The following is a 21,734-nucleotide window of genomic DNA, read 5'->3' as shown; positions in this document are numbered from 1 at the left end:
GTCCTAATGTTGTGGCTTTGAAGCTGAAACTCTATCCAAGCCTTCCTCGGAAGTGATACGAATTTCAGTTTAGCCTCATTAATAGGCCCCGATCTCGGGCCAGCGTATTTCAATGCCCTCGCGGGTCAGAGCTGCCTGAAAGTCGTGAAGGTGCTTGTCGTCGGCCTGCACCTGATGCGGCGTCAGGCGTTTTTCGAGACTGAAGGCGGCCAGCATTCCTGCAACTTCGCCGATATTCCATTCGACCGGATGCAGGCGGTAGCAGCCATTGGTGATATGGGTCGTGCCGATGTTCTTGCCGGCCGGGATGAGGTTCTTCATCCGTTGAGGCAGGAGTGCGCCAAGCGGAATTTCGAACGGGCACGACGGCACGTCTACATAGTTGTCGCCACCAGTCGATGGGTGCAGGTCGATGCGGTACATGCCTATGCCGATGCTGTCACGGTAATGAACTGCGCCCTTCTCGCCCCGAACTGTATAGGACAGATCCTGTTCGACGATGCGGGTGACCGGCTTGATGCGCCTGCTTTCGCGTATATAGGGCGCCATGGCGAGCCCATGCTCGGTGCCGGTAATGTCGCCACGCAGGCGCAGGCCCCGATAGCCCTGGCCACCATCGAGGCGCGGTGCTTCCGTCTGCAGCCAGTAGAAAACCGAATAGGATAAATCGGCTGCGGACTTCAAGTGCCTCGCCTTTTCCTCCTCGGACACATCGATGATGGTGCCGTCCAGGTAGTCGATCATAGGCCAGTTCACGAGGCAGATGTCTGACTGGTAGAAGCCGGGGTTGAAGTTCTTGCGGGCGGCGATGCGCCGGAAAATCCAGAGGTTCTCGTCACCACCACCCTTGCGCTGGTCGGCATCGACGAGAAGTGGATCATCGTCGGGGTTGGGGGTAAAGGACCGGGTCGTGTGCTCCAGTGTGCGCGGGTGCGGCGCGGTAAAGCCCAGCATCGGACCACCCCAGAAATGCGGCTGGTATTGTTTCCAGTAGTCATAGTTTTGAGGCTTGTCGATCGTCTGGTCGCCATCCACGTGGTCGATTGCAAAGCAGATCGACACGGCCTGGACATTGTCCGGCTGCGCCTCTGACGGGGCGCTGGGCTCGCCGGTATCGGATTGAGCCTCGAAACCCTTGGCATATTCGGTGCCGGTCATCGGCAACAGATCGCCAAGTTCGGTGGCATCGAGAATGTATTCGGCGGTAATCACGATCTCGGCACCGCTGTCACGGTGGCGCACGGTAACGGAACGGACAACGTCTCCGTCAATGTCTGCGGCGACCGGCCGATAGGGTTTCAGTACCGTCAACCGGTCGGCGCCTTTATAGGGTGCAAGCATGCTTTCCATGACGGCGAGGCTGACGCGCGGCTCGGCACAAATGCGGCTGACCCAGCCAGCACCGGGATTGAGGTCGTCCCAGGCGCGGGCACCTTCGGTTAGCGGATAGTGGTCGCGGTAATACTGGCGCACACTCTGGCGCAACTTTCGATAGGACCGGGTAATGCCGAACTGCTCGACCCATGTATGCTCATCGGATGGCACGGCCTGGCTCGTAAGCTGGCCACCGATCCAGTCGTATTCCTCCGTCATGATCACGCGTTTGCCGGCCCGCGCAGCGCCAAGCGCTGCCGCGACCCCACCAACACCGCCACCCACGACAAGAATATCTGCTCGCATCTCTTTCACGTCATTCCATCCGTTGTTTTGCTGGATCTGAAGGGCAAGGTCCCAAAGTTTCTCCCACGACGGGCTCGCAGGTGAGAAGTATCTGGCTGCCGGCGTCGCGCGTCTCGATACGGTTCACGAGCATGGCGGTCGCCTGCCTGCCCATTTCTTCGCGCGGGATCTCATAGGACGTGAAGCGCACCGCGCTACGTCCGGCGCGAATGTGGCTGCCAAGGACGATCATCGACAGATCGCCAGGCACTGAAATTCCTCGCTCGCGAGCCCGGATCTCTACGCGAACGGCATCGGCCAGCTCGATGAAGAAGACAGCCGTTGCGCCTGACGACAGGACCGTGTCGAGTATCTCATCGGCTGGACGGTTGACAGTAGCGATATGGGCTACCAGTTCCGCACCGGAAGCCAAAAGCGCGGCCTCATAGCCGACCCAGCGGTCGGCGATAGATTCGGCCGGACCTTGCGGGCCGACATAGGCCAGCTTCGAATGCCCGAGTGAGCAGGCCTTCTCCACCAGCGCACGGGTTCCAGCGGCATAATCGCCGCCGACATAAGGAACGGGGCCACCAGCATCATCACGTCGGCCGATCGCTACGAACGGGTAATCCTCTGCCACCAGTCGGGTGAGTTCCTTGCGATCGAATTCACGACCGAGAACAAGACACCCATCGGCAATGCGCGACCGGTTGCCTTCGGAAAAAATCTTGCGGTTGTTGCCAACGCCGGCGCTGGTCAGAAGCAGCAGGTCGTAATTCTGTTGCTGCGCTTCTTCCTCGATGCCGAGCAGGAAGGGCGTGAAGAAATCCGCCTGGGCACTTGGAAAGGCTGGCTCGTAGGTGAAGACGCCGAGAATGCGGTTCAGCCCCTTGGCCATGCGTCGCGCAATCGGGTCGGCGACATAACCAGTGCTCCGGATGACCTTCTGGACACGCTCTCGCGTTTCCGCAGGGATGCGGGCCAGAGCCGTCGGCGCACCATTCAGGACGAGCGAAACAGTGGCCTGACTCACGCCCGCCAGTTTCGCAATATCGTGCTGTGTTAAACGCTTGGTTCCTGTCACATTCCCGATCCCAAAAAAATCTGAAATCCGCTAATACGTATTAGCTGCTAATACGCATAAACAACGATAACTCTCTCTTGTCAAGAATGAAATGGCAGGCTTGATCAGAGCGGCCCTCAAGCTCCGCTGCTCTTTGGAACGAATAATATCTGTGAGTTGTCGGCACGAATGAGATGGGATCTTAGGCTACCGTTCTGACGCGGCCTGACCTGACGGGAATTTTTGCGAAAACTTAAAAGCAGCCATACGGCTTGCGCAATAATCTCTGCTGGAAAACAATTACGGTGATAAAGCAAGTAAGGGCATTCTAAGATACCCTCTTCTTGCTCAGACGATTAGGCTTGAGTTGACGTAACTGTCCCAAAAATACCCGAAACTGTTCAGGCAAACCCAGCTACTTCGTTCCATCTGATAGGAAGCCGAAAAAACTATATGGACAACTTCACTCACTGGCGCACGAAAAATCGTATCGCTAATGAACTATCCACACCATGAAAAAGGCCGTGGGGGAGGCTTTTCATGCAAGGGAGTATAGTGGGGTGAATTTGGTATTTGAATACTGGATGCATACCTACCTGTTCAGATGGAAAATTCGGAGAATCCACCAAAATTATATACTTGGCTAGTGGGCTTAAGATTCCAACGTTTGCTGGTGGCCGTTGAGCGGCGGATGCAAATGCTGGCGTCAGATCAGTAGGCAGCCATCAATCGGATCACGCTCGACCTTCATCATATTTGCTGCAGGAATGCAGACAAATGCTGCGGAACACATTGACGCGGCAATAAAAACTGTTAAGAAAGCGACCGAAAGTAATTCGGTAGCAAATCGGTAGCAAACGTCGATTTGAAGCTTTTCCCAAAATGGGAAAAAAATTTAATATCAATTACTTGGAGGGGTGGCCGAGCGGTTTAAGGCACCGGTCTTGAAAACCGGCGTGCGAGAGATCGTACCGTGGGTTCGAATCCCACCCCCTCCGCCATAACTAGATGAAACAATTTTTCGAATTTTGATGGTTTAGCCGTATCTCTGCAAAAAATTTGTGCAAAGCTGCAGCAATGGGGCAAGAATTTTACTGTTGCAGATTATATCCGTGTTAGTGCAGCCGCGCCTCTTCAGGATTAGCGAACATCAAACGAGTTCCGCCGCGAAGATATGAATTCCGCTGCCCGCTCTCCCACCATAATTGCCGGTGCGTTGGTGTTGCCAGACGGAAGAGATGGCATAATCGATGCGTCGGCGATGCGAAGATTGGCGATTCCATGGACGCGCAACTGCGGATCGACAACCGCCATCTCGTCTTCTCCTATGCGGCAGGTTCCAACCGGGTGGAGTGCGCCATTGGCCTGTTCAAGCACGTAACGGCGGTAATCGTCTTTCGTTTTCAGCGGATAACCCGGAAGATGCTCTCGCTTGAGCACCTTTTGCAGCGACGGTTGCGACATGATTTCTTGTCCAAATCGAACGCCCTCAGCCATCGTATCAAGGTCATACTGTTCAGAAAGGTAGTTGGGAGCAATCAAAGGGTTCACATTTGGATCTGCAGAACGAAGTTCGAGATATCCTCGTGAGCGTGGCCGCGTTTGACATGCATTCAGTGTGCATCCGTGACCGCTCGGCACTGGCGCAACACCATCCTCAACCCCTGAGCCCGCAAGAAACGCATATTGCATATCACAGTTGGGGTCGTCTGGATTAGCATGCCAAAAGGCTCCTGCCTCGATAACGTTAGAGCAGACTGGCCCCTTGCGAAACAACGCGTACTGGAGGCCTGCCCAAGCTTTACGATGAACTTTCTTATATTGGTCATAGCCATAACGTCCGTTTAACTCGTAGACGAGATATACGTCCATATGATCCTGCAAGTTCCTTCCGACACCAGGAAGGTCATGCACGACCGGTATGCCAACTGCTTTCAGATGATCAGCTGGTCCAATCCCCGACAATAGCAAAAGTCGAGGGGTATTGATCGCTCCGGCGGAGACGACGACCTCCCGGTCAGCATAAATCCTCTCGAGCCTGCCATTCTGATTAACCTCAACGCCTTTTGCGCGTCCGCTTTCAATAATAATTCGGACGACTTTACATCCTGTGTGAATGGTCAGATTTTTCCGCTGTCTAGTGGGCTTGAGATAGCAAACGGCTGCACTTGACCGGCGACCGTCACGGAGTGTCATCTGATAGTACCCGCACCCCTTCTGATTGCCGCTGTTGAAATCCGTTACATAGTCCAGACCGGCTTCTTGAGCACCTTTCAACCAAATCTTCGTAAGGTCGCTGACATGCTCGGGGCTGGAAACCTTGAGCGGGCCGTCTATGCCATGAGCATCGCCTGAGATAGAGTCGTTATTTTCAGCCTTTTTGAAGAATGGCAGCACTTCTTGATATGACCATCCCGGCGCCCCGTTCTGCGCCCAGAGATCATAATCGGATGGGATGCCGCGTACATAGAGCATCGCGTTGACCGAGCTGCCACCGCCGAGCACCCGCGCCTGAACCATCACACGCTGATCACGCTTTGGATGTCCTGGCGTGGCTTCCTGCTCGAACCGCTGTAGCAAATTTCCAGTCGCAGTCTTATACACCATCACTGGCAAATGAATCGCAATATTCCGATCAGATGGCCCTTCCTCCAACAGCAGTACGGAGACGGACGGGTCTTCCGATAGCCGCGCAGCAACAACACATCCTGCGGAGCCGCCTCCGACGATTATGTAGTCATACATTCAAGTTACCTCGTGGGAATGGTTGCAACAAAAAACTGTTGCAACCAACCTGATTACCTAGCCCTTCACGGGTACAGAAATCAGCCCGCCTTAAATTCATTCCACGCTGCGACCCAGTCTGCGTATGTCGCATACTCGTCAGACTCCAGCGGCGGTATACCGATGAGCGGAGCGGCCTTGAATATGCCGTCGATGTCCGAGTAGTCGAACAGGGCTTTCGTCTCAGGATCGAGCAACTCGACAGCCTTTTTCGAGACCACGCCGCCCATGTTCCGGCCTGCGACTTTCGCCTGAACTTCGGGCGAAATAGCCAAGTTGATAAACTCGTGTGCGGCCTCCTCATTGTCAACTGCCGGCGGCATAAACCATGCGTCACTCCAAGTCGTCGCACCCTCCTTCGGAATGGTATACGCGGTTTCCAAACCTTGCTTCTCCGTTTCCTTTGGGATACCGGTCCATCCAGTCAAACAGGCGGCGACTTCACCTGACACCATCAAGGATACAACGTCGCCATAGGTCAGACTGATCGTACGAGCCTGGGCCCGGTAAAGCCTCAGATTTTCGAAGGTCTTTGCCATCTCGTCCTTTGTCAGGTTCGGGAAGGACTTGTATCCCGCGAGCACGGCAGCCAACGGCCAGGTGGCGAGAGTATCGTCAGCGATGACGATCTTGCCCTTCAATTCCGGCTTGAGAAGGTCAGTATAGGATGTCGGCTTTTCCATCATTTTCGGATTATAGACAAGCGTATTGAGGCCCCAGGCATAAGCTACGCCGTGCAACTGTCCATCGCGGAACCATGTTGGTTTGTCATAAAAAACGTCAAAAAGGTTATCAGGGCTGTAATTGGGGAGCTTGGACTTGTCCAACGGCTTCGTGATTTTCAAAACATCGATGTAAAGATCAGCATATCCGTGGTTATATTCAGCCGCATCGAACGGAGGAGGCGAAGCCGTATTGAACTTGGCGGTAACATCATCCTGGTTGCCGATTGCTGTGACTGTGATCTTCACACCGGTTTCGTCAATCCAGCCCTTCAGTTCCGGTATTGGTTCCCATCCTTCCCAAGCCATGATTTGCAACTCGCCGCTCGCTGCAGCTTGAGCTACACCCGGCAGAAACGGGCCCGACAGGGCGCCCGCTGCAAGGACCGTCGAGCCCGTCAGAAACGATCGGCGGTTAAGAGTAACCGAATTGAGGATATCATCGGTCGACCAAATTTTCTTCATTTCACGTTCCCTTCTTGAGTTATTTATCGGCTTCTCTCTGGAGAGTGCGATCATTGATGCGGCCAACACTTATTTTGTATGTATTGGTTGCGCGGCTATTTGCTTACGTAGCTGGCAAAAAAACTAGGCTTTCAGGTTCCCAGAACATCTGAGCGGACTCACCGACAGCCGGAAGTTTGGACCGTCCGTTTCTTTGTACCTGGAGGCGTGCTCGCGTGTTATCTGGAAGACCCACGGTGTAGAACGAGCGGCTTCCAATGAATGTGACGTCTTCGATCTTCACATCTGCAGACTGGGAGGATCCCGCCGGGCTAGGCTCAAAGCTAAGAAGCTCCGGCCGGATAGAAACAAACATCTTCTGCCCTGGTTGGCATTCGACCGTTTCAGGGCTCTCAAAAACGGAGCCAAAACCAGACCGGACTTTCACACGATTAGCCAAAGCATCGGCAACAACGCACTCGAAGATGTTCGTCTCGCCAAGGAATTTGGCAGCGAACAGTGATTTCGGACCCGAATACATCACTTCCGGACGGTCAACCTGGACAATCCGGCCGCGATCCATGAGCGCAACGCGATCAGAAAGGATCAACGCTTCATCCTGGTCGTGCGTGACGTAGATGAAAGTTGCGCCCGTCTCCATGTGGATACGCTTCATCTCGATAAGCATGTGTTGGCGGATCTTTAGGTCGAGTGCGGCAAGTGGTTCGTCGAGTAACAGTACTCTGGGGCGGTTCACAAGCGCTCTAGCTAAAGCAACGCGTTGGCATTGGCCTCCGGAAAGCTCGTGAATATAGCGATTGGCAAAGTTATCGAGCTGCACGATGTGGAGCATGCGCGTGACGCGCTCCTTGATCTCTGCCTTTTCAACGCCTTTTACCCTCAAACCAAACGCAACATTGTCAAATACGTCCAGGTGCGGGAACAGAGCGTATCTCTGAAACACCATGTTGACCGGTCGATGCTCCGGCGCAGTGCGGACCGCATCGCGTCCATCGATCTTCAGACCGCCCTCCGTGAGGTTGTCGAAGCCCGCGATCATTCGCATGAGCGTTGTCTTGCCGCAGCCTGAGGGGCCGAGCAGTGTTAGAATTTCACCGTCTTTGATTGAAAGGTTGATATCAGACAGCGCTTTTACAGCACCAAAGGATTTTTGCCCGTTTGTGATCTCGATAATCGGGGCCGTGGTTTGAATTGAGGCGTTCATTGGGGATCCTCTGAGAGCAGTCTTCCTGAAAGTGCCGATGATTTGCGAGCCTTTTGAATCAGCCAGGCACCAAGTAGAATTATGATTGAGAAGCCGAGAGCCAGCGTAGATACCGCATTGATGAGTGGCGTGACCGTGCGGCGCATCATTGACCATACATACATTGGGAGCGTTGTCTCAGTTCCAGCTAAAAAGGATGTGACAACGAACTCGTCGAACGACACAGCGAACGCGAGGATAGAGGAGGAGATCAGCGTGGGGGCTATCAATGGCAGCGTCACACGCCGGAAGGTCTGCAGCTGTGATGCTCCAAGGTCGCGTGCGGCCTCCTCCAACGAGGGATCGAACAGGGTGAGCCGTGCACGCATGGCAACGATCATGATCGGGATGGCTAATACGACATGAGAGATAACGATCGTAACCGTCGAGAGCTGAATACCGGCCTGTGCGAACAGAGTAAGGAGCGCTACGCCAACGAAGAGACCCGGCAACGCGATAGGCGTGATGCAGAGAGCCTCAATAATGCCGCGTCCAACTTTGCCTAGACGCACCCAGGCAAGCGAGGCTGCAGCACCAAGAAAGAGGGTCACCACCGCCGTGAGGAATGCGATGAACAGGCTCTTCAGAACAGCGCTGCGAAGCTGATCGTTGCCAAAGATTTCCCCATACCATCTCAGGCTGAAGCCGGTAAATGGAAAGCTGAGCGACGGCGAGGCATGGAAGCTGAACAGCACGATGATCACCAGAGGCGCCAGTAAAAAAGCCATCGTTAGCCAAACAATAAATCGCAACATAATAGCGTATCTCCGTGACTTACTTGCGGAAGCCGCGCTTGGGGATCAGACCTAAAAAACGACCTGTAAAGAGGAGAACCTGGTAGATGAGCAGAGAAATGATGAACATAATCACTGCCTGAGCTGCGCCGAGCGGCCAATTCCCTGTTTTGCGGAATTGATCTGCAATGAGCAGCCCGGTCGTTTGTCCTGACGATCCTCCAAGCATTTGCGGGGTCACGAAGTCGCCTGCGACCAGAATGAAGGTCAACATGAACGCGCCGAGTAGACCGTTGGAGGCATTTGGAGCGATGACCTGAAAAAAAGCTCCAAGGTTTGATGTCCCTAAATCTCGGGAAGCATCAAGCAATTCGGATTTGATTTCGCTAAACGAAGCGACAACCAGAAGAATGCAGAATGGCAGATAAATGTGCGTGAGGGTCAATATCACAGCGAAAGAATTGAACAGGAAGGCATCAATTGGCGCGCTGATTACCCCGATTTTCATGAGAACCGTGTTAATCACGCCATTTGTGCCGAGAAGTGTTCGCCAAGCGTAGATCCGAACCAGATAGCTGGAAAACCAGGTTATGAGCACGAGGTAGAGGATCATCTGCGATTTGGAGACGTAGACGAGATAATATCCGAATGGGATCGATACGGCCAATGTGATTGAGGCCGTCACCACCCCGATGAAGATCGCATTCCATGTCAACTTGAGAAAGACAGGCGAGGTGATTGAAGCGATGTAGTTCGTAAATACAAAATCTGGAACTGTCTTATAGAAAACTGAAATCCAGAAGCTATAAATGAATAGAATAACAGCGGGTGCTGCAAAGAACAGCGTCATATACATAATCGCTGGCCCAGCCAGTATCCCGCCTGTGATAGTCTTAGAACGAGTCATTTCAAACTCCAATTCGTACACCGAGCGTTAAGAGCGTTCGCCTGACGGACTTGCCGACTGACGGACACTAAAATGCATGATCTCTCGATGTGTCGTTCCCTTGCCGCACCGTCACATTATTTTTCGGTATTAAGCGCGCTAGCCGAACGTTAGTGCGACATAGCTCGGTCGGACAATTGCGCGAAAATCGTCTTTATGACGCATAACTTCGCACCTGATGCGACACTGTGATAAGTGTCATGCGTTTTGTTGACCTCCCGCACTTCTTCAATACGGCGAAAGTTACGTCGCGGTGAGAGGCAACGCTCACTGCCCGCAAGGGCGGATTGCTGGGTGATAACCGCCGGTTTGAGCACGTCGCTCATCCCACGAGCCGGGATACCTGCTGAGCGGCTGCCAATTGATCTTATGTGAAGAGATTGATGGATACTTACCTGTCGAATGGAAGCAAAGTGGCGCGGATCAGCTTAACGTCGCGCTCAAATTTGGCTTGCTGCGAAATCCCCATGCAATCCCTGTATTTTTACAATAGGCGCGCTGAAGCAACGGCACTGCGGGAAACAGAGGCAAAAATGGAACGTAACGGTTGGGCTGTCATAGGAGCGAGCACAATAGCTCGTGAGTACATTGTGAATGCCGTCCGGCTCTGTGGAGGAGACATTCGATGGATCGTCAGCTCCGATCTTGGCCGCGCCAGATACTTTGCAATTGAGCTGGGCATACCTTTCGCTACCAATGATCTCTCGCAAGCCTTAGACGATTGTGAAGTAGACCATGTTTACGTCGGTTCCGCTAACTCGAGCCATAAGGCGCAGGTCATCGAATCCGCCAGGGCAAAGAAAAACATTCTCTGTGAAAAGCCAATAGCGACCTCCCTGGTGGACGCCGTTGAGATGGTAGAAGCATGTGCTGAATCTGGCGTCGTATTGGGCATCAATCATCATTTACGAGCCAAAAGCGCACACGAGCAAATCAAACGGTCCCTTCAATCGGGCCTGATCGGCGACGTCCGCTCGATGACGGTACTTAACGCCTCACTTCTAAGGCCGTCTTTGCAGACATGGCGTATCAAAAATGTCGAAGAGGGCGGAATCTATCTAGATTTGAGCGTGCATAGTATCGATCTAGCGCGGTACCTTTTAGAGCAGGAGCCGACGTCTGCATCTGGTATTGGCGGAACTCTTATGCTTGGTGGCAACGGTATACATGACCATATCATGTATACGATTAAAATGAGTGGTGGAGCTTTCCTGCAATGCCACGAAAGTTTTGTTTCAGCCAACGTTACCACTCGTTTGACAATTCTTGGATCAGAAGGGTCGATTGTGGCCGAATCGATGATGGGTCAGAGTTCAGGTGGGCGGCTGTTGCATCAATCCAACCGTGGCATCGCTGAGATACCCTTCGAATGCAATGATGCTTATGTCGGGACCATACGCTCATTTTTGAACGCGATCGCGCACGGTACAAGTCCGCTCGCTACCGGCGAAGATGCTATCAAGGCGCTGATCGGAGCCAGCGCGGTTCACAGGGCAGTATCGCTTGGGGAAACGGTGGAAGTGGATGTAATACGCGCAACATTCGCGAGGTCTTCCGGGTTTGGTGAACACGCTGCGATGTAGCCGATTAAAAAAAGGCGAGGCGAGTATGGGGCCGTGACGAGAAGGGGATTGCTTTTACATTGGTTGTCAGAATAAATCACATTTATAGTGATTAACATTATTTCTGCGGTATCCGATTGACGCCCTCTTTTTTGTAAGCTAATAGCGATTCTAAATCTGTAAGGTGACCAAACGAGCGCTTGACGCGCTTTCTTTTTTGGATCAATGCACAACCATAAGTTGATGATAATTTAGCGATATTTGTTGTGGTTTTGACGTTGCCAACATCTAAAATAGCGGAAAACAGAAGCATGCGTCGTAAGTTTTATCTGGCTTCATGCGCTTTTCTGCGACTTGTAAAGAAGCTCTGTTTCTTGGCGGTTCTTTATAGTGCAGGATATTCTGGCAATACGGCATCGGCGCAAAGTAAAACCACCATCGATGTTCCATTGAGCAGTCCTGCTTATAAGGTCGCCAATGAGGCCTATGCCGGCTTCAACCGCGCCGATTACTGCACAGCCATCATAAAAGTACGTGAAGCCATTCGCCAAAGGCCCGAAGTGCTGCGGGTGCATACATTGCTGGTCGACGCATTGCAGCGCGCAGGACGGTCTGAAGAGGCAACGACTGCAGCGTCTGAACTGGCACGACTACAAAAAAATGCGCCGAACCAGCTTGAAAAGCCTGTTGTGTCCGATGCGGAATCTGCAGGGCACAGCGCCGATCAGGTCTATCGCGCCCTTGAGCGTAACAACTTCGCGAGCGCTAAAAAACGCGCTGAAGAAGCTGTGCGACTGGCCGCGGATGTAAAATCGTATCGATACCTGCTGATCCATGCGCAACTTCAAGAGAACGATTTCGCAGAGGCAGAGATAATGTCGACCGAAGTTCTGGAAACGAATTCCGGTGATCCGGTTGCCTTGATGTTTCGTAGTGCATCGCGGCTTAAGCTGGGAGACGTCAGTCAGGCAAGGGCGTGCCGATGCGAAAACGGCATTACAAGAAAACCGTCTCAGCCCGAAAGATATGGATAATCTCCGTTGCGGAAAACGGGAAGACACTAAACAGGGTGGAGATAATGCGAGTAATGTCGGTATTCGGGACGCGTCCCGAAGCGATCAAGATGGCACCGGTTGTCAAAGCACTTGCGGCACAAGACGGGATTGAAGCCATAACCTGCGTGACCGGTCAACACCGTACCATGCTCGATCAGGTTTTGACGCTGTTTGACATCAAGCCGGATTATGATCTCGAAGTCATGGCGCCAAATCAAACGCTTAATATGCTGACAAGTCGGGTTATTTCGCGGCTGGATGAAGTTCTGGTCACAACCAGACCGGACTATGTACTCGTACATGGCGACACCAGTTCAGCCATGGCCGCATCTCTTGCCGCTCAACACCGCAATATCCGTGTCGGCCATGTCGAGGCGGGATTGCGTACCTATGATTTGAACAAGCCCTGGCCTGAAGAGATGAACCGCCGCCTGATCGACATTGTCTCGGCAAAGCTTTTTGCGCCCACTGACACCAGCGCCAGCAATTTGCGTGAAGAAAAGCTAGCCGGTGAGATTCTGGTAACAGGCAATACTGTGATTGATGCCCTCAAGGAAACGGTTTCCCGTATCCAGAATGATGCGGTCATCAAGGCAAATCTTGAGAAGACGTTTTCCTTCATTGATCGATCGCGGCGCCTGTTACTGGTGACAGGCCACCGCCGCGAAAGTTTTGGTGATGGTTTCCGCAATATCTGCAAGGCTTTGGCGGAGCTGTCGCGCCGGGAAGATCTGCAGATCGTCTACCCTGTGCATCTAAACCCTAATGTCAGCGGTACGGTGCATGAACTGCTGAGCGAACGCGATAACGTTCATCTTATCGCACCGCAGGAATATCTTGCATTTGTCTATCTCATGGAACGGGCCGACATTATCCTGACCGATTCCGGCGGTGTGCAGGAAGAAGCGCCGTCGCTCGGCAAGCCGGTTCTCGTCATGCGGGATGTCACTGAAAGACCGGAAGCCGTGACCGCAGGCGTAGTGCGCCTCGTGGGAACTGATGCTGACCGCATTGTCGGTGAGGTTATGCGTCTCCTCGAAGACGCCGGCCACTATGACACTTTCGCACGCGCCGTTAATCCTTATGGCGACGGCCTTGCTTCCCAACGCATTGCAGCATCCTTACTGGAAATGCCTCTCCCGGCATTTCAGGCATGATTTATTTAGGTTTTCTCGAAAAGGCACGGGCAATCATGGTTCAGTCTGTATTCAACAAACATCGTCTGCTCAATTCCACCATAATGGGTTCAATTGCAGGAAGCCTGCTCATCACTTCGCTTGGCGGTGCCGCAAATGCAGGAGAAATCAGCAATGCTTTCCAGTCGCTGGTCTCGCCCACCAGAGTGACTGAAAAAGTCAGCCTCAAAGACCTTGGCATTGATGAGGCGCTCTCTCTGGCTTCAAGTAGTGCAAGCCGCGAAATCTATTTGCCTGTACCGGCCAATATCGCGCTTGAAAACCCGGCGATTGCGGTCAATGGCGACTATATCAGAGCCGACGGGGGCCGCACCACCTATACGCTGGCGTTGGATGGCAATGTCGTGGCTGCGCGCGGCCTGACGGAAGATGCAGGCAAGACAAACATCGCAATCGGCGTTGATGGTTCGCCGCGACCCAGCGGCTTCGTGCGCATGGGCATCAACTGGTCGTCGGCGATCGGGGAACAGCTTTGTCAGGACGATAGGGCAATCGGCAATGTGTTGAAAATCTCGCCGGACAGCTATCTGGAATACAGCTACGACCCTTCCCAGATTAAGACTGTGGCCGATGTCTGGTCTGCGTTGCCGCGCAAGGTCGTCCTGTTGGTGTCTTCGGACGCGCCGGGTACACAAAGCTACGATGCCGCGTGGCGGATCGGTGTCGCACTGGTGCGTGCGGGTAAGGAAGTGGAGGTCGTTGCCGCACCGAAAGTCGGTGACACGGTGAATACTGCCGGCTTACAAATCCCGACCGAGTTGAGTTCCGTCCCGTCCGTCGCAGTTCTTTCGCGGGGCGGTAAAGTGACGCTTGCAAACGAAGCACAGGCCGGTGCATGGCTTCTGCTGAATTCAGGTGGCAAAAAGGCCAACATCGCCATTGCCGATGAAGCCCTGACAACGCCACTCAAAGGGGCCATCGCAGCACTGGGGCAGGAACTGACGACGGCAGACCCGGAAACGCAAACAGTACTGGATGCGTTTTCTGAAAACACCAATTCGCTTCTCGCCCCAGTCGAACCCAAAAGCTTGACCGTAAGAAGCTTCGCAGGACGACCCGTTATTGCCGTTGCACCGGATGCGGCAACCAATGCCGCAAGCATTTTTGACAGCCTCTGGCGCCGTTCCACTCAAGCAAGCCGTCTCATACTGAACACCGTTTCAAAGCCAGAGAATAATGCCGATAGCGTATCGCTGGGCGCACTCAATCAGGCGAGCAGCACGATCGACGTCGTGGCGCGTGGCGACTGGACAACGACTTTCGATCTTGGCGATGGCCTTGTTGCTGGAAAAGTTCCATCTGGTCTGGATATCAAAGTCTCCGCGGCACCGGGTGCAACGCAGACTTTGCCGGTCGCCTCGGTGTTCCTCAATGATTATCTGCTCGGCGCACGGCAGTTGGATGCCGATGGCCGCCCGGAACTGATTTCGGTTGATGTGCCCGCATATGCGCTGCTGCCACGCAATACCGTGCGCGTGCAGTTCCAACGCCAGCCATCCAGCGGCTCATGCAGTGAGATTCCGCAGGCCTATCCGGTAGCAGTTCTGCCAGACAGCACTATGCGACTACGGGAAGCTGGCACGGCGGAAGACTTCGGCACGCTCATATCGCATCTTGCGGGCGAATCCGTTGTTCTCGCGGACGAAAACTGGGGCAAAACAGCAACCGAAAGCCTGCCGGTTTTGATCGATGTTGCTGCTGCATCGGGTATTTCTCCCGCGATGGCCGAGTTTAAATTCGTTGCCAATTCGGCAACGGTCACGCCTGAAAAGCCTTTTTTAGCCTTCGATCTTCCCGTTGCGGGCGGCGTGGATTCAGTCAAGGTCAGCGGGGATCGGCTTTCCATTGCAGATCGCAAGGGCAATGTTTTCTATGATGTTGCGGGACTAAGCGATGTCGGCGTCCTTCAGGCCGTTACCAAAGGATCAGAGCCGGGCATTTCCTATAACTCTGTTGGTACTGGGCCAAAGTTTAATAAAGCTTTCGTCTTGCCGCGTGGTGATATTGCGGTCGTAGGTGATCAAGGTGCGATTGCTTCCGTCAATAGCGCTGGGACACCAACATATCTAAGCGCCGGTGCTTCTGGTGACGGGCGTGGCGGCACCTTGACTATGGAAAAGCTGCTTAATCCATCCAACTGGCTTAACAATCTAACCTGGCTTCTTACATCAGGTCTGATCGTAGCGTTTCTTCTTGTCTTTGTTCTGGCGCATCTTGCGCGTAAACGTGCGAAGAACGACTGAAAGGCATAGGATAAATGTCTCTCTATTGGCCGTACCTTTTTGCTGATTATTATCAGTGGCTGGAATATGCGGCGATTACGGTCTCTATTATTATCCTTATTTCCAGCATCGATGATCTTTTCATCGATGTCTGGTACTGGGTAAGAGAGATTTATCGCACGTTCACCATCAAGCGGCGCTATCAGCCGCTGCGGCCTGAACAATTGCGCAATCGCCCCGAACAGCATATTGCGATCATGGTTCCGGCATGGCTGGAATATGACGTCATCGCGCCCATGCTGGAAAACATGGTGCAGACGCTCGATTACCGCTCCTATACGATCTTTGCTGGCACCTATCGCAATGATGCCGCAACGATCAAGGAAGTCGAAAGGATGCGCCGCCGCTACAGGCAGCTGGTGCGCGTGGAAGTGCCGCATGATGGCCCGACCTGCAAGGCAGATTGCCTGAACTGGGTCGTGCAGGCAATTTTTGCGCATGAGCAGAAGCATGGTATCGAATTCGCCGGTGTGGTTCTGCACGACAGCGAGGACGTTCTGCATCCGCTTGAACTGCAATTCTACAATTACCTGCTTCCCCGCAAGGACCTGATCCAGATCCCCGTTGGCTCACTGGAACGCAACTGGTATGAACTGGTGGCTGGGGTCTATATGGATGAGTTTGCTGAGTGGCACGCGAAAGACCTTGTCGTGCGCGAAAGCCTCGCAAAAACCGTTACATCTGCCGGTGTTGGTACCTGTTTCTCTCGCCGTGCGCTGTTGACGTTGGCTTCCGAAACGGACAATCAGCCGTTCAATACACAGACACTGACCGAAGATTACGATATCGGCGTACGCCTTTCCGCACACGGCATGCATTCAATTCTGGCGCGTTTCCCCGTCGAGTATCGTGTCATGCGCAAAAGCTGGTTTGGTTATGGCCGCACCCGGGAAAAGACCTTGAGCATGCCTTTGAGCGTGCGCGAATATTTCCCAAATACATTCCGCACTTCTTACCGCCAGAAGGCTCGCTGGTCGCTCGGCATATGCTTTCAGGGCTGGGCTTATTTTGGCTGGCGCGGATCAATGGTGGACCGTTATTTTCTTATGCGCGATCGCAAGGGCATGGTCACTGCCTTCATCGCAATCCTCGCCTATTTTCTCGCGGTACAATATATCATCTTCCAGGTCGCCTTCGTGACCGGACTGCTCAGCATCCAGTATCCGCCATTGCTTGCGTTGCAGGGCTGGGTGGGTGTTGTCCTTGGTCTCAATGCGATAGCTTTGATTCTTCGCCTTGTGCAGCGGGTCTATTTCACCGGTCGTATGTTTGGCTGGGAACATGGACTTTTGTCCGTTCCCCGCATGATGGTCGGCAACATGGTGAATTTCATGGCAATGTCGCGCGCCTGGAAGCAATATATTGTCCACAGAATCACAGGAAGACCGCTGGTCTGGGACAAGACCATGCACGATTTCCCGACCTCCGAGGGGCTCGTCGGGACCGGAGAAAGGCTTGGCGATCTGTTGATGTCGTGGCAGGCAATCGATGAAAATCAGCTCAACTCTGCGCTCGACAAGCAAAAAAACAAGAATACTCCACTTGGCCGCATTCTTGTTCAGGAAGGCTGGCTTGCAGAAGAAGTTCTGGCGGAAGCCGTGGCTTTTCAAGCCGGTCTGGAAATGACCTCCGTCAGCGAGGCCGAGATTCTGGCGGGCAAAGCGTTTCTTCCCGCCGATCTGAGCATCCGCTTGCGCACTCTTGCTCTTGCACCCGATGAAGCGGGTAAGGTAGGCCTTGTGGTATCGGTGCCTCTGTCTCCTGAAGGGGTGAGCCAGGTCACGGCCGTTCTGGGCTATAAGCCGCAGCAGTTCATCGTGCGTGATCGTGACATCAACGCGGGGCTGCGTATCCTGCGTGGAAATGGTTCAGACAAGATCGATGCAGGCGTGCCACTGCTTGGCGCAATGCTGGTTGATGAAGGCATCCTCACGCAAAGTGCGCTTGAAGCAGCTATGCATGATTATTCTCCGAGTCGGGACGGTCTGGTGGGAGCCTATCTGGTGGCACGCAACGTTATCAGCCAGAACGCACTCGATCAGGCGCTGACTGTCCAGTCGCGCCTGTCAAAAGGCATGATGCCAAGCTGAAACAACTGTATGGGGCGTGCCTGACAGAGGAGATGCTCCGTCGACAAAAGCTTTGATGGGAGTGCTCCTATTGATACCCCGGCAACGAAGGATTCTATGGGCTATTGTTACCCTTGTTCCGGCTGTGGTTCTAGCCGTTGCAGCGATAGTTTCTTATTGTATCTGGAACGGTTCGCTCACGCCGCTTTGGAGGGCGGATGAAATGCCGGTCAAGGGAATTGTCTGGCAGGTTGATAATGCGACGGCTGCAATCAAAGGCGATTGGGACAAGCTTGGAGCCGACACGCTCCTGGTACAATGGTCGCAAGTGGACAATATTTCTTTTCTCGGCGGAGGAGGCGACCCGAAGTCCCCCATCGATTGGTTTGACATCTCTCAACAGCCCTGGGCGAAAAATGTAATTCTTGGCCTTGCCGGACGTTTTTCGGAGCCGGAAGCGCGCGCAAATGTTCTCGAACTGGCCGAGCAGTCGGCCAGATTAGCGCGCAAAAAGCTACCTGTTAATATTACGGGTTACTATTTTCCTGTCGAAGTGGATTCATCATGGCACGATGCGCCGCAACTGATGCCAAAGGCGCTCGCACAATTGCCACGCCCGTTATGGATCAGTGTCTATGAAGGCCACAATATTGGCGCAAAGGAGTTTGCAGATTGGGTGGCTAGCTGGCTGCCGCCAGATGTTGGAATTTTCTTTCAGGACGGCGTGGGCGTGGAAGTCCGCTCTCCCGCTGTTGCGCGGGACTATGCTGATGCGCTGGTAAAGCGATTAGGAAAACAAAGGGTAAGGATTATTGTCGAAGCATTCCGACCGATTGGAATTAGGGGATTTCGCCCGGCCACGGCCGATGAGCTGCTACCCCAGATCAAAGTCATGAGGGGATACAATATCTTTATTTTTGATGGTCCTCACTATATTAAGTCAGAGCTTATTGATGAACTAATTAAACACAATTTACTTAAATAATACATCATCAAAGATAAACATATTTTCGACGTTATTGGCCCATGGATGGATTGATTAGAGTCAAATTAACAGCCTGTTGAAGGCAGGTGGAGACGCCGAATGAAGGAATTTCTAGAACGGGCTGCAAGAGCGACGGGCTTCACCGCACAGCAGTTCCATATAATTCTTGATGCATTGCCGGTTCCCCTTTCTTGGGCCTCCTTGTCCGATGGAAAGATCAGCTTCACGAACCGTGCCTTCACCACAACATTCGGCTATGAAGAAAAAAGTTTTGAGACTGTTGATGACTGGATTGACAAGACCTACCGGCGTGAACGCGACCGAGAAAGAGCCAGAACCTACTGGCAGGATCTCTGGCAAATGCACGAGCACGGCATTTCAGAAATTGCCCCCTTTGAAATTGAAGTTTTGTGCCGCAACGGTGCAATAAAGACCGTTGAGCACTGTGGTGTTCTTCTTCATGAAATGGGGCTTGGTATCGCTATCTTTAACGATGTTTCTGATCGCAGGATTGCCGAGCAGGCTTTACGGCAATCGGCATTTGAAGACATAATGACAAAACTTGCCAATCGCCGCATGTTACAGGAGCGCTGGGATCAGCTGGCCCAATCGGAAGCTGCGCAAGGGACAATGACCGGAATTCTGCTGATCGATCTTGATGGCTTTAAAGCTGTCAATGATCGTTGGGGACATGAGGCGGGAGATCAAACACTCATAACGGTTGCGACCCGGTTGCGCGACAGTGTGCGCGCCGGTGATCTGGTTTGCCGGATGGGCGGAGACGAATTCGCGGTTCTTCTACCAGATATCCGCACGCCAGAGACAGCGGAACAGGTCTGCTCGCGCATCGCCGCCGCCCTGTCCTTGCCGATAAATCTCGGCACCAATTCTGTCAGCATAGGTGCCAGTATAGGTGCCAGCCTTCTGCCACAGGACGGAACAGATTTAAAAACTCTCTTGCGGTGTGCTGACCAGGCGCTATATCGTAGAAAAGCGCTCAACAAGGGTGGATGGGAATGGTTTGTTAAGCCTGAGGCAGCCTGATACACAAAATTTAAATAACGACGAGCGGGCGTTTCCGTTTTTGACACTATTTTCATGCTAATCGGCCAAAAGTACCTTGTTCTATCGTGATCGATGAAAAGGAATGATACGTGTCCGAGTATGCGCTTCATGATTTTGTTGTGTTTTTAAAGAGGGTTGAGCCTCTTGCTGCGAAAATGTCCTCTTCGTGCGCAATATTGTCCATTGATATTGATCGTTTTCGCCGGTTGAGTCTCTCGCTTGGTACAGACGATGTCGACATGCTTTTTCTTCAACTGGTTCGCCGTCTCAAGCATGAAATCCGCAGCCATGATATTTTGGCACGAACCGGTCGAGACGGATTTGTGATTTTCGTTAATGGCACGACTTCTAAAAATTCAGTCATAAAGCTGTGCAAACGGCTTCTGGCGACAGTTCATGAGCCCTTCCTGTTAAAAAGCCGGGAAGTGCTGATAAAGTTGAGCATTGGTGTATCTTATCAGGATGCAAAGCCGCTTCCGGTTAAGGAGCTGGTGCGTCGTGCTGATGTCGCCTTGCAATTTCAAAAGGTTTCTGGCGGCTCCAATTTCAATACATTCAAAGCATCACTCGATAAGGAATTAAAACGCCAGCAGACAATTGCAGACGATCTGGCAACAGCTCTGGAAAGCAAAGATCAGATTGTTGTGCATTACCAACCATTGTTCTCTCGCCGCGATCTTACCCTTGTCGGTCATGAGGCGCTTGTGCGATGGCGCCATCCGACAGATGGCTGGTTGAGTCCGGCAGAGTTCCTGCCACAGGCCGAGGCAACAGGCCTGATCAATCAGCTGGGACAGCACGTCCTTGAAGCCGCAGCCCGTGTTGCCCGTCATCGTCCTGGAGAATTCGTGGCGGTGAACGTCTCCCCGCAGCAATGTCGGGTTGCATCGTTCGCAGAACAGGCAGAGGCGAGTGTGAGATCATTTGGTTGCAGTCCTGAACAGTTTGAACTCGAACTGACCGAACACATTATGATGGATGACGAACAAAGTGCGCTTACGGTGCGAGATCTTCGTAAGCGTGGCTTCCGGATCGTCCTTGATGATTTTGGCTCAGGTTACTGCAGTATCGCTTATCTGCGTCGCTTTATGATCGACAAACTCAAAATCGACCGGCAATTCATCGTCAATATCGATGAGGATGAGAAGTCAATCAAAATTGTGCGCGGGATCATCGGCCTCGCACATGCGCTTGATATTCAGGTTACAGCAGAAGGAATTGAAACACAGCGTCAATTGTCTCTCATGCAAGAGACGGATTGTGATGAGCTACAAGGTTTTCTGCTGGGAAAACCGGTACCTTTAAAACCAGAGGGACAGGGCATCCAAATATAGGCTTAAGTGTTTAGTCCCGGCATTTGGTGGATTGGACTAGTCTGACCCGTTCCGGTTGTTGCGGGATCGCTGGCTGGAGCGCGTAGAGGCAGTCATCAATCGGCAGCAATGTATGTCTGTGAAAGGCGACGTTGGCGGCTTCCTCTTCCAAGGACAAAGCCGTGGAATGTGGGTCTCCCACACCGGACGGAGGTCGGCCACGGACGTTCGCTTCTTCCATCTGGCTACTGTCTTGTGGTTGATCCTGTAACGCTTTGAAAGTTCCCTCATACTCTCTAGACGATTGTACATTACTCGACGGGCTGTCTCAGTCGTCGTGGTGCTTCCGTGTAAATCTGGCCCATAGCGCACACTTCCATTCACGGGAAAATAATGCACCATTGAATACCGGGATCAAACACGAAAGTTCAGCTCCTTGTTTTCCGGCTACTCTCCCGATGTTGGCCCTATGGCTTCCTAAACCTCCTATCCGCAAAAATTCAATTGACAGATTTAAAACTCCCGTCATACTGGAATTACCAGAGTGGTTAGACCAATTTCGGTGGCGCCGCTTGTTGAGCTTCATAATAA

The 21,734-nt window shown here is 52.8% G+C and carries 15 protein-coding genes, 1 tRNA gene and 1 pseudogene; 9 read left to right on the top strand and 8 right to left on the bottom strand.

The features are described 5' to 3' along the window. Window positions 1-78 precede the first annotated feature (78 nt). Entirely contained in the window at window positions 79-1,680 is a 1,602-nt protein-coding gene (locus AAIB41_RS18135; RefSeq protein WP_343316124.1) for an FAD-dependent oxidoreductase, read from the bottom strand. Between the two features lie 10 nt (window positions 1,681-1,690). Beyond that, window positions 1,691-2,743: a LacI family DNA-binding transcriptional regulator gene (locus AAIB41_RS18130; RefSeq protein ID WP_343315360.1), complete on the bottom strand. Its 1,053-nt coding sequence runs from the start codon at window positions 2,741-2,743 to the stop codon at window positions 1,691-1,693. A gap of 890 nt (window positions 2,744-3,633) precedes the next feature. Here AAIB41_RS18130 and AAIB41_RS18125 point away from each other — a divergent pair. Continuing rightward, window positions 3,634-3,723, top strand: a tRNA-Ser gene (locus AAIB41_RS18125). Between the two features lie 139 nt (window positions 3,724-3,862). Here AAIB41_RS18125 and AAIB41_RS18120 read toward each other — a convergent pair. The 5 genes from AAIB41_RS18120 to AAIB41_RS18100 form a co-directional block, all read right to left on the bottom strand. After that, entirely contained in the window at window positions 3,863-5,467 is a 1,605-nt protein-coding gene (locus AAIB41_RS18120) for a GMC family oxidoreductase N-terminal domain-containing protein (RefSeq protein WP_343315359.1), read from the bottom strand. 80 nt (window positions 5,468-5,547) lie between these two features. Continuing rightward, window positions 5,548-6,693, bottom strand: a complete 1,146-nt coding sequence (locus AAIB41_RS18115) for an extracellular solute-binding protein (RefSeq protein WP_343315358.1) — start codon at window positions 6,691-6,693, stop codon at window positions 5,548-5,550. Window positions 6,694-6,796: 103 nt separating this feature from the next. Continuing rightward, the gene (locus AAIB41_RS18110) at window positions 6,797-7,897 is read right to left on the bottom strand and encodes an ABC transporter ATP-binding protein (protein ID WP_343315357.1); all 1,101 of its coding nucleotides are present in this window, start codon (window positions 7,895-7,897) and stop codon (window positions 6,797-6,799) included. After that, window positions 7,894-8,691 carry an ABC transporter permease gene (locus AAIB41_RS18105; RefSeq protein ID WP_343315356.1) on the bottom strand — a complete coding sequence of 266 codons (798 nt, stop codon included), beginning with the start codon at window positions 8,689-8,691 and terminating at the stop codon, window positions 7,894-7,896. The genes AAIB41_RS18110 and AAIB41_RS18105 overlap by 4 nt, the downstream gene beginning before the upstream one ends. A 19-nt stretch (window positions 8,692-8,710) precedes the next feature. Continuing rightward, window positions 8,711-9,577 (bottom strand): ABC transporter permease, encoded by an 867-nt coding sequence (locus tag AAIB41_RS18100; RefSeq protein WP_343315355.1) that lies wholly within the window; start codon window positions 9,575-9,577, stop codon window positions 8,711-8,713. A gap of 422 nt (window positions 9,578-9,999) precedes the next feature. Here AAIB41_RS18100 and AAIB41_RS18095 point away from each other — a divergent pair, with 422 nt between their 5' ends. From AAIB41_RS18095 to AAIB41_RS18060, 8 genes are all read left to right on the top strand, one after another. Continuing rightward, a complete protein-coding gene (locus tag AAIB41_RS18095) occupies window positions 10,000-11,199 on the top strand; it encodes a Gfo/Idh/MocA family oxidoreductase (protein ID WP_343315354.1) in 1,200 nt (399 codons plus the stop codon). 290 nt (window positions 11,200-11,489) lie between these two features. Further along, entirely contained in the window at window positions 11,490-12,212 is a 723-nt protein-coding gene (locus AAIB41_RS18090) for a hypothetical protein (RefSeq protein WP_343315353.1), read from the top strand. A gap of 53 nt (window positions 12,213-12,265) precedes the next feature. Continuing rightward, a complete protein-coding gene (wecB, locus tag AAIB41_RS18085) occupies window positions 12,266-13,390 on the top strand; it encodes a UDP-N-acetylglucosamine 2-epimerase (non-hydrolyzing) (RefSeq protein WP_343315352.1) in 1,125 nt (374 codons plus the stop codon). A 35-nt stretch (window positions 13,391-13,425) separates the two neighbouring features. After that, entirely contained in the window at window positions 13,426-15,672 is a 2,247-nt protein-coding gene (locus AAIB41_RS18080) for a cellulose biosynthesis cyclic di-GMP-binding regulatory protein BcsB (protein ID WP_343315351.1), read from the top strand. A gap of 14 nt (window positions 15,673-15,686) precedes the next feature. Beyond that, window positions 15,687-17,801 (top strand): glycosyl transferase family protein, encoded by a 2,115-nt coding sequence (locus AAIB41_RS18075; RefSeq protein WP_343315350.1) that lies wholly within the window; start codon window positions 15,687-15,689, stop codon window positions 17,799-17,801. A 202-nt stretch (window positions 17,802-18,003) separates the two neighbouring features. Continuing rightward, complete coding sequence (locus AAIB41_RS18070; RefSeq protein ID WP_343315349.1) at window positions 18,004-18,765, top strand: hypothetical protein; 762 nt, start codon at window positions 18,004-18,006, stop codon at window positions 18,763-18,765. Between the two features lie 99 nt (window positions 18,766-18,864). Further along, window positions 18,865-19,809, top strand: a complete 945-nt coding sequence (locus AAIB41_RS18065) for a sensor domain-containing diguanylate cyclase (RefSeq protein ID WP_343315348.1) — start codon at window positions 18,865-18,867, stop codon at window positions 19,807-19,809. 110 nt (window positions 19,810-19,919) lie between these two features. Beyond that, on the top strand, window positions 19,920-21,164 hold the full coding sequence (locus AAIB41_RS18060) for a bifunctional diguanylate cyclase/phosphodiesterase (protein ID WP_343315347.1): 1,245 nt from the start codon (window positions 19,920-19,922) through the stop codon (window positions 21,162-21,164). Between the two features lie 61 nt (window positions 21,165-21,225). Here the strand turns inward: AAIB41_RS18060 and AAIB41_RS18055 are convergent. After that, a pseudogene (locus AAIB41_RS18055) lies at window positions 21,226-21,545 on the bottom strand (hypothetical protein); the annotation flags it as partial. Between the last annotated feature and the right edge of the window lie 189 nt (window positions 21,546-21,734).

Source organism: Brucella sp. BE17 (assembly GCF_039545455.1).
In the GTDB taxonomy this organism is placed as follows: Bacteria; Pseudomonadota; Alphaproteobacteria; order Rhizobiales; family Rhizobiaceae; genus Brucella.
Note: the sequence above shows the minus strand (reverse complement) of the source record. Positions and strands in the feature narration are given on the sequence as shown.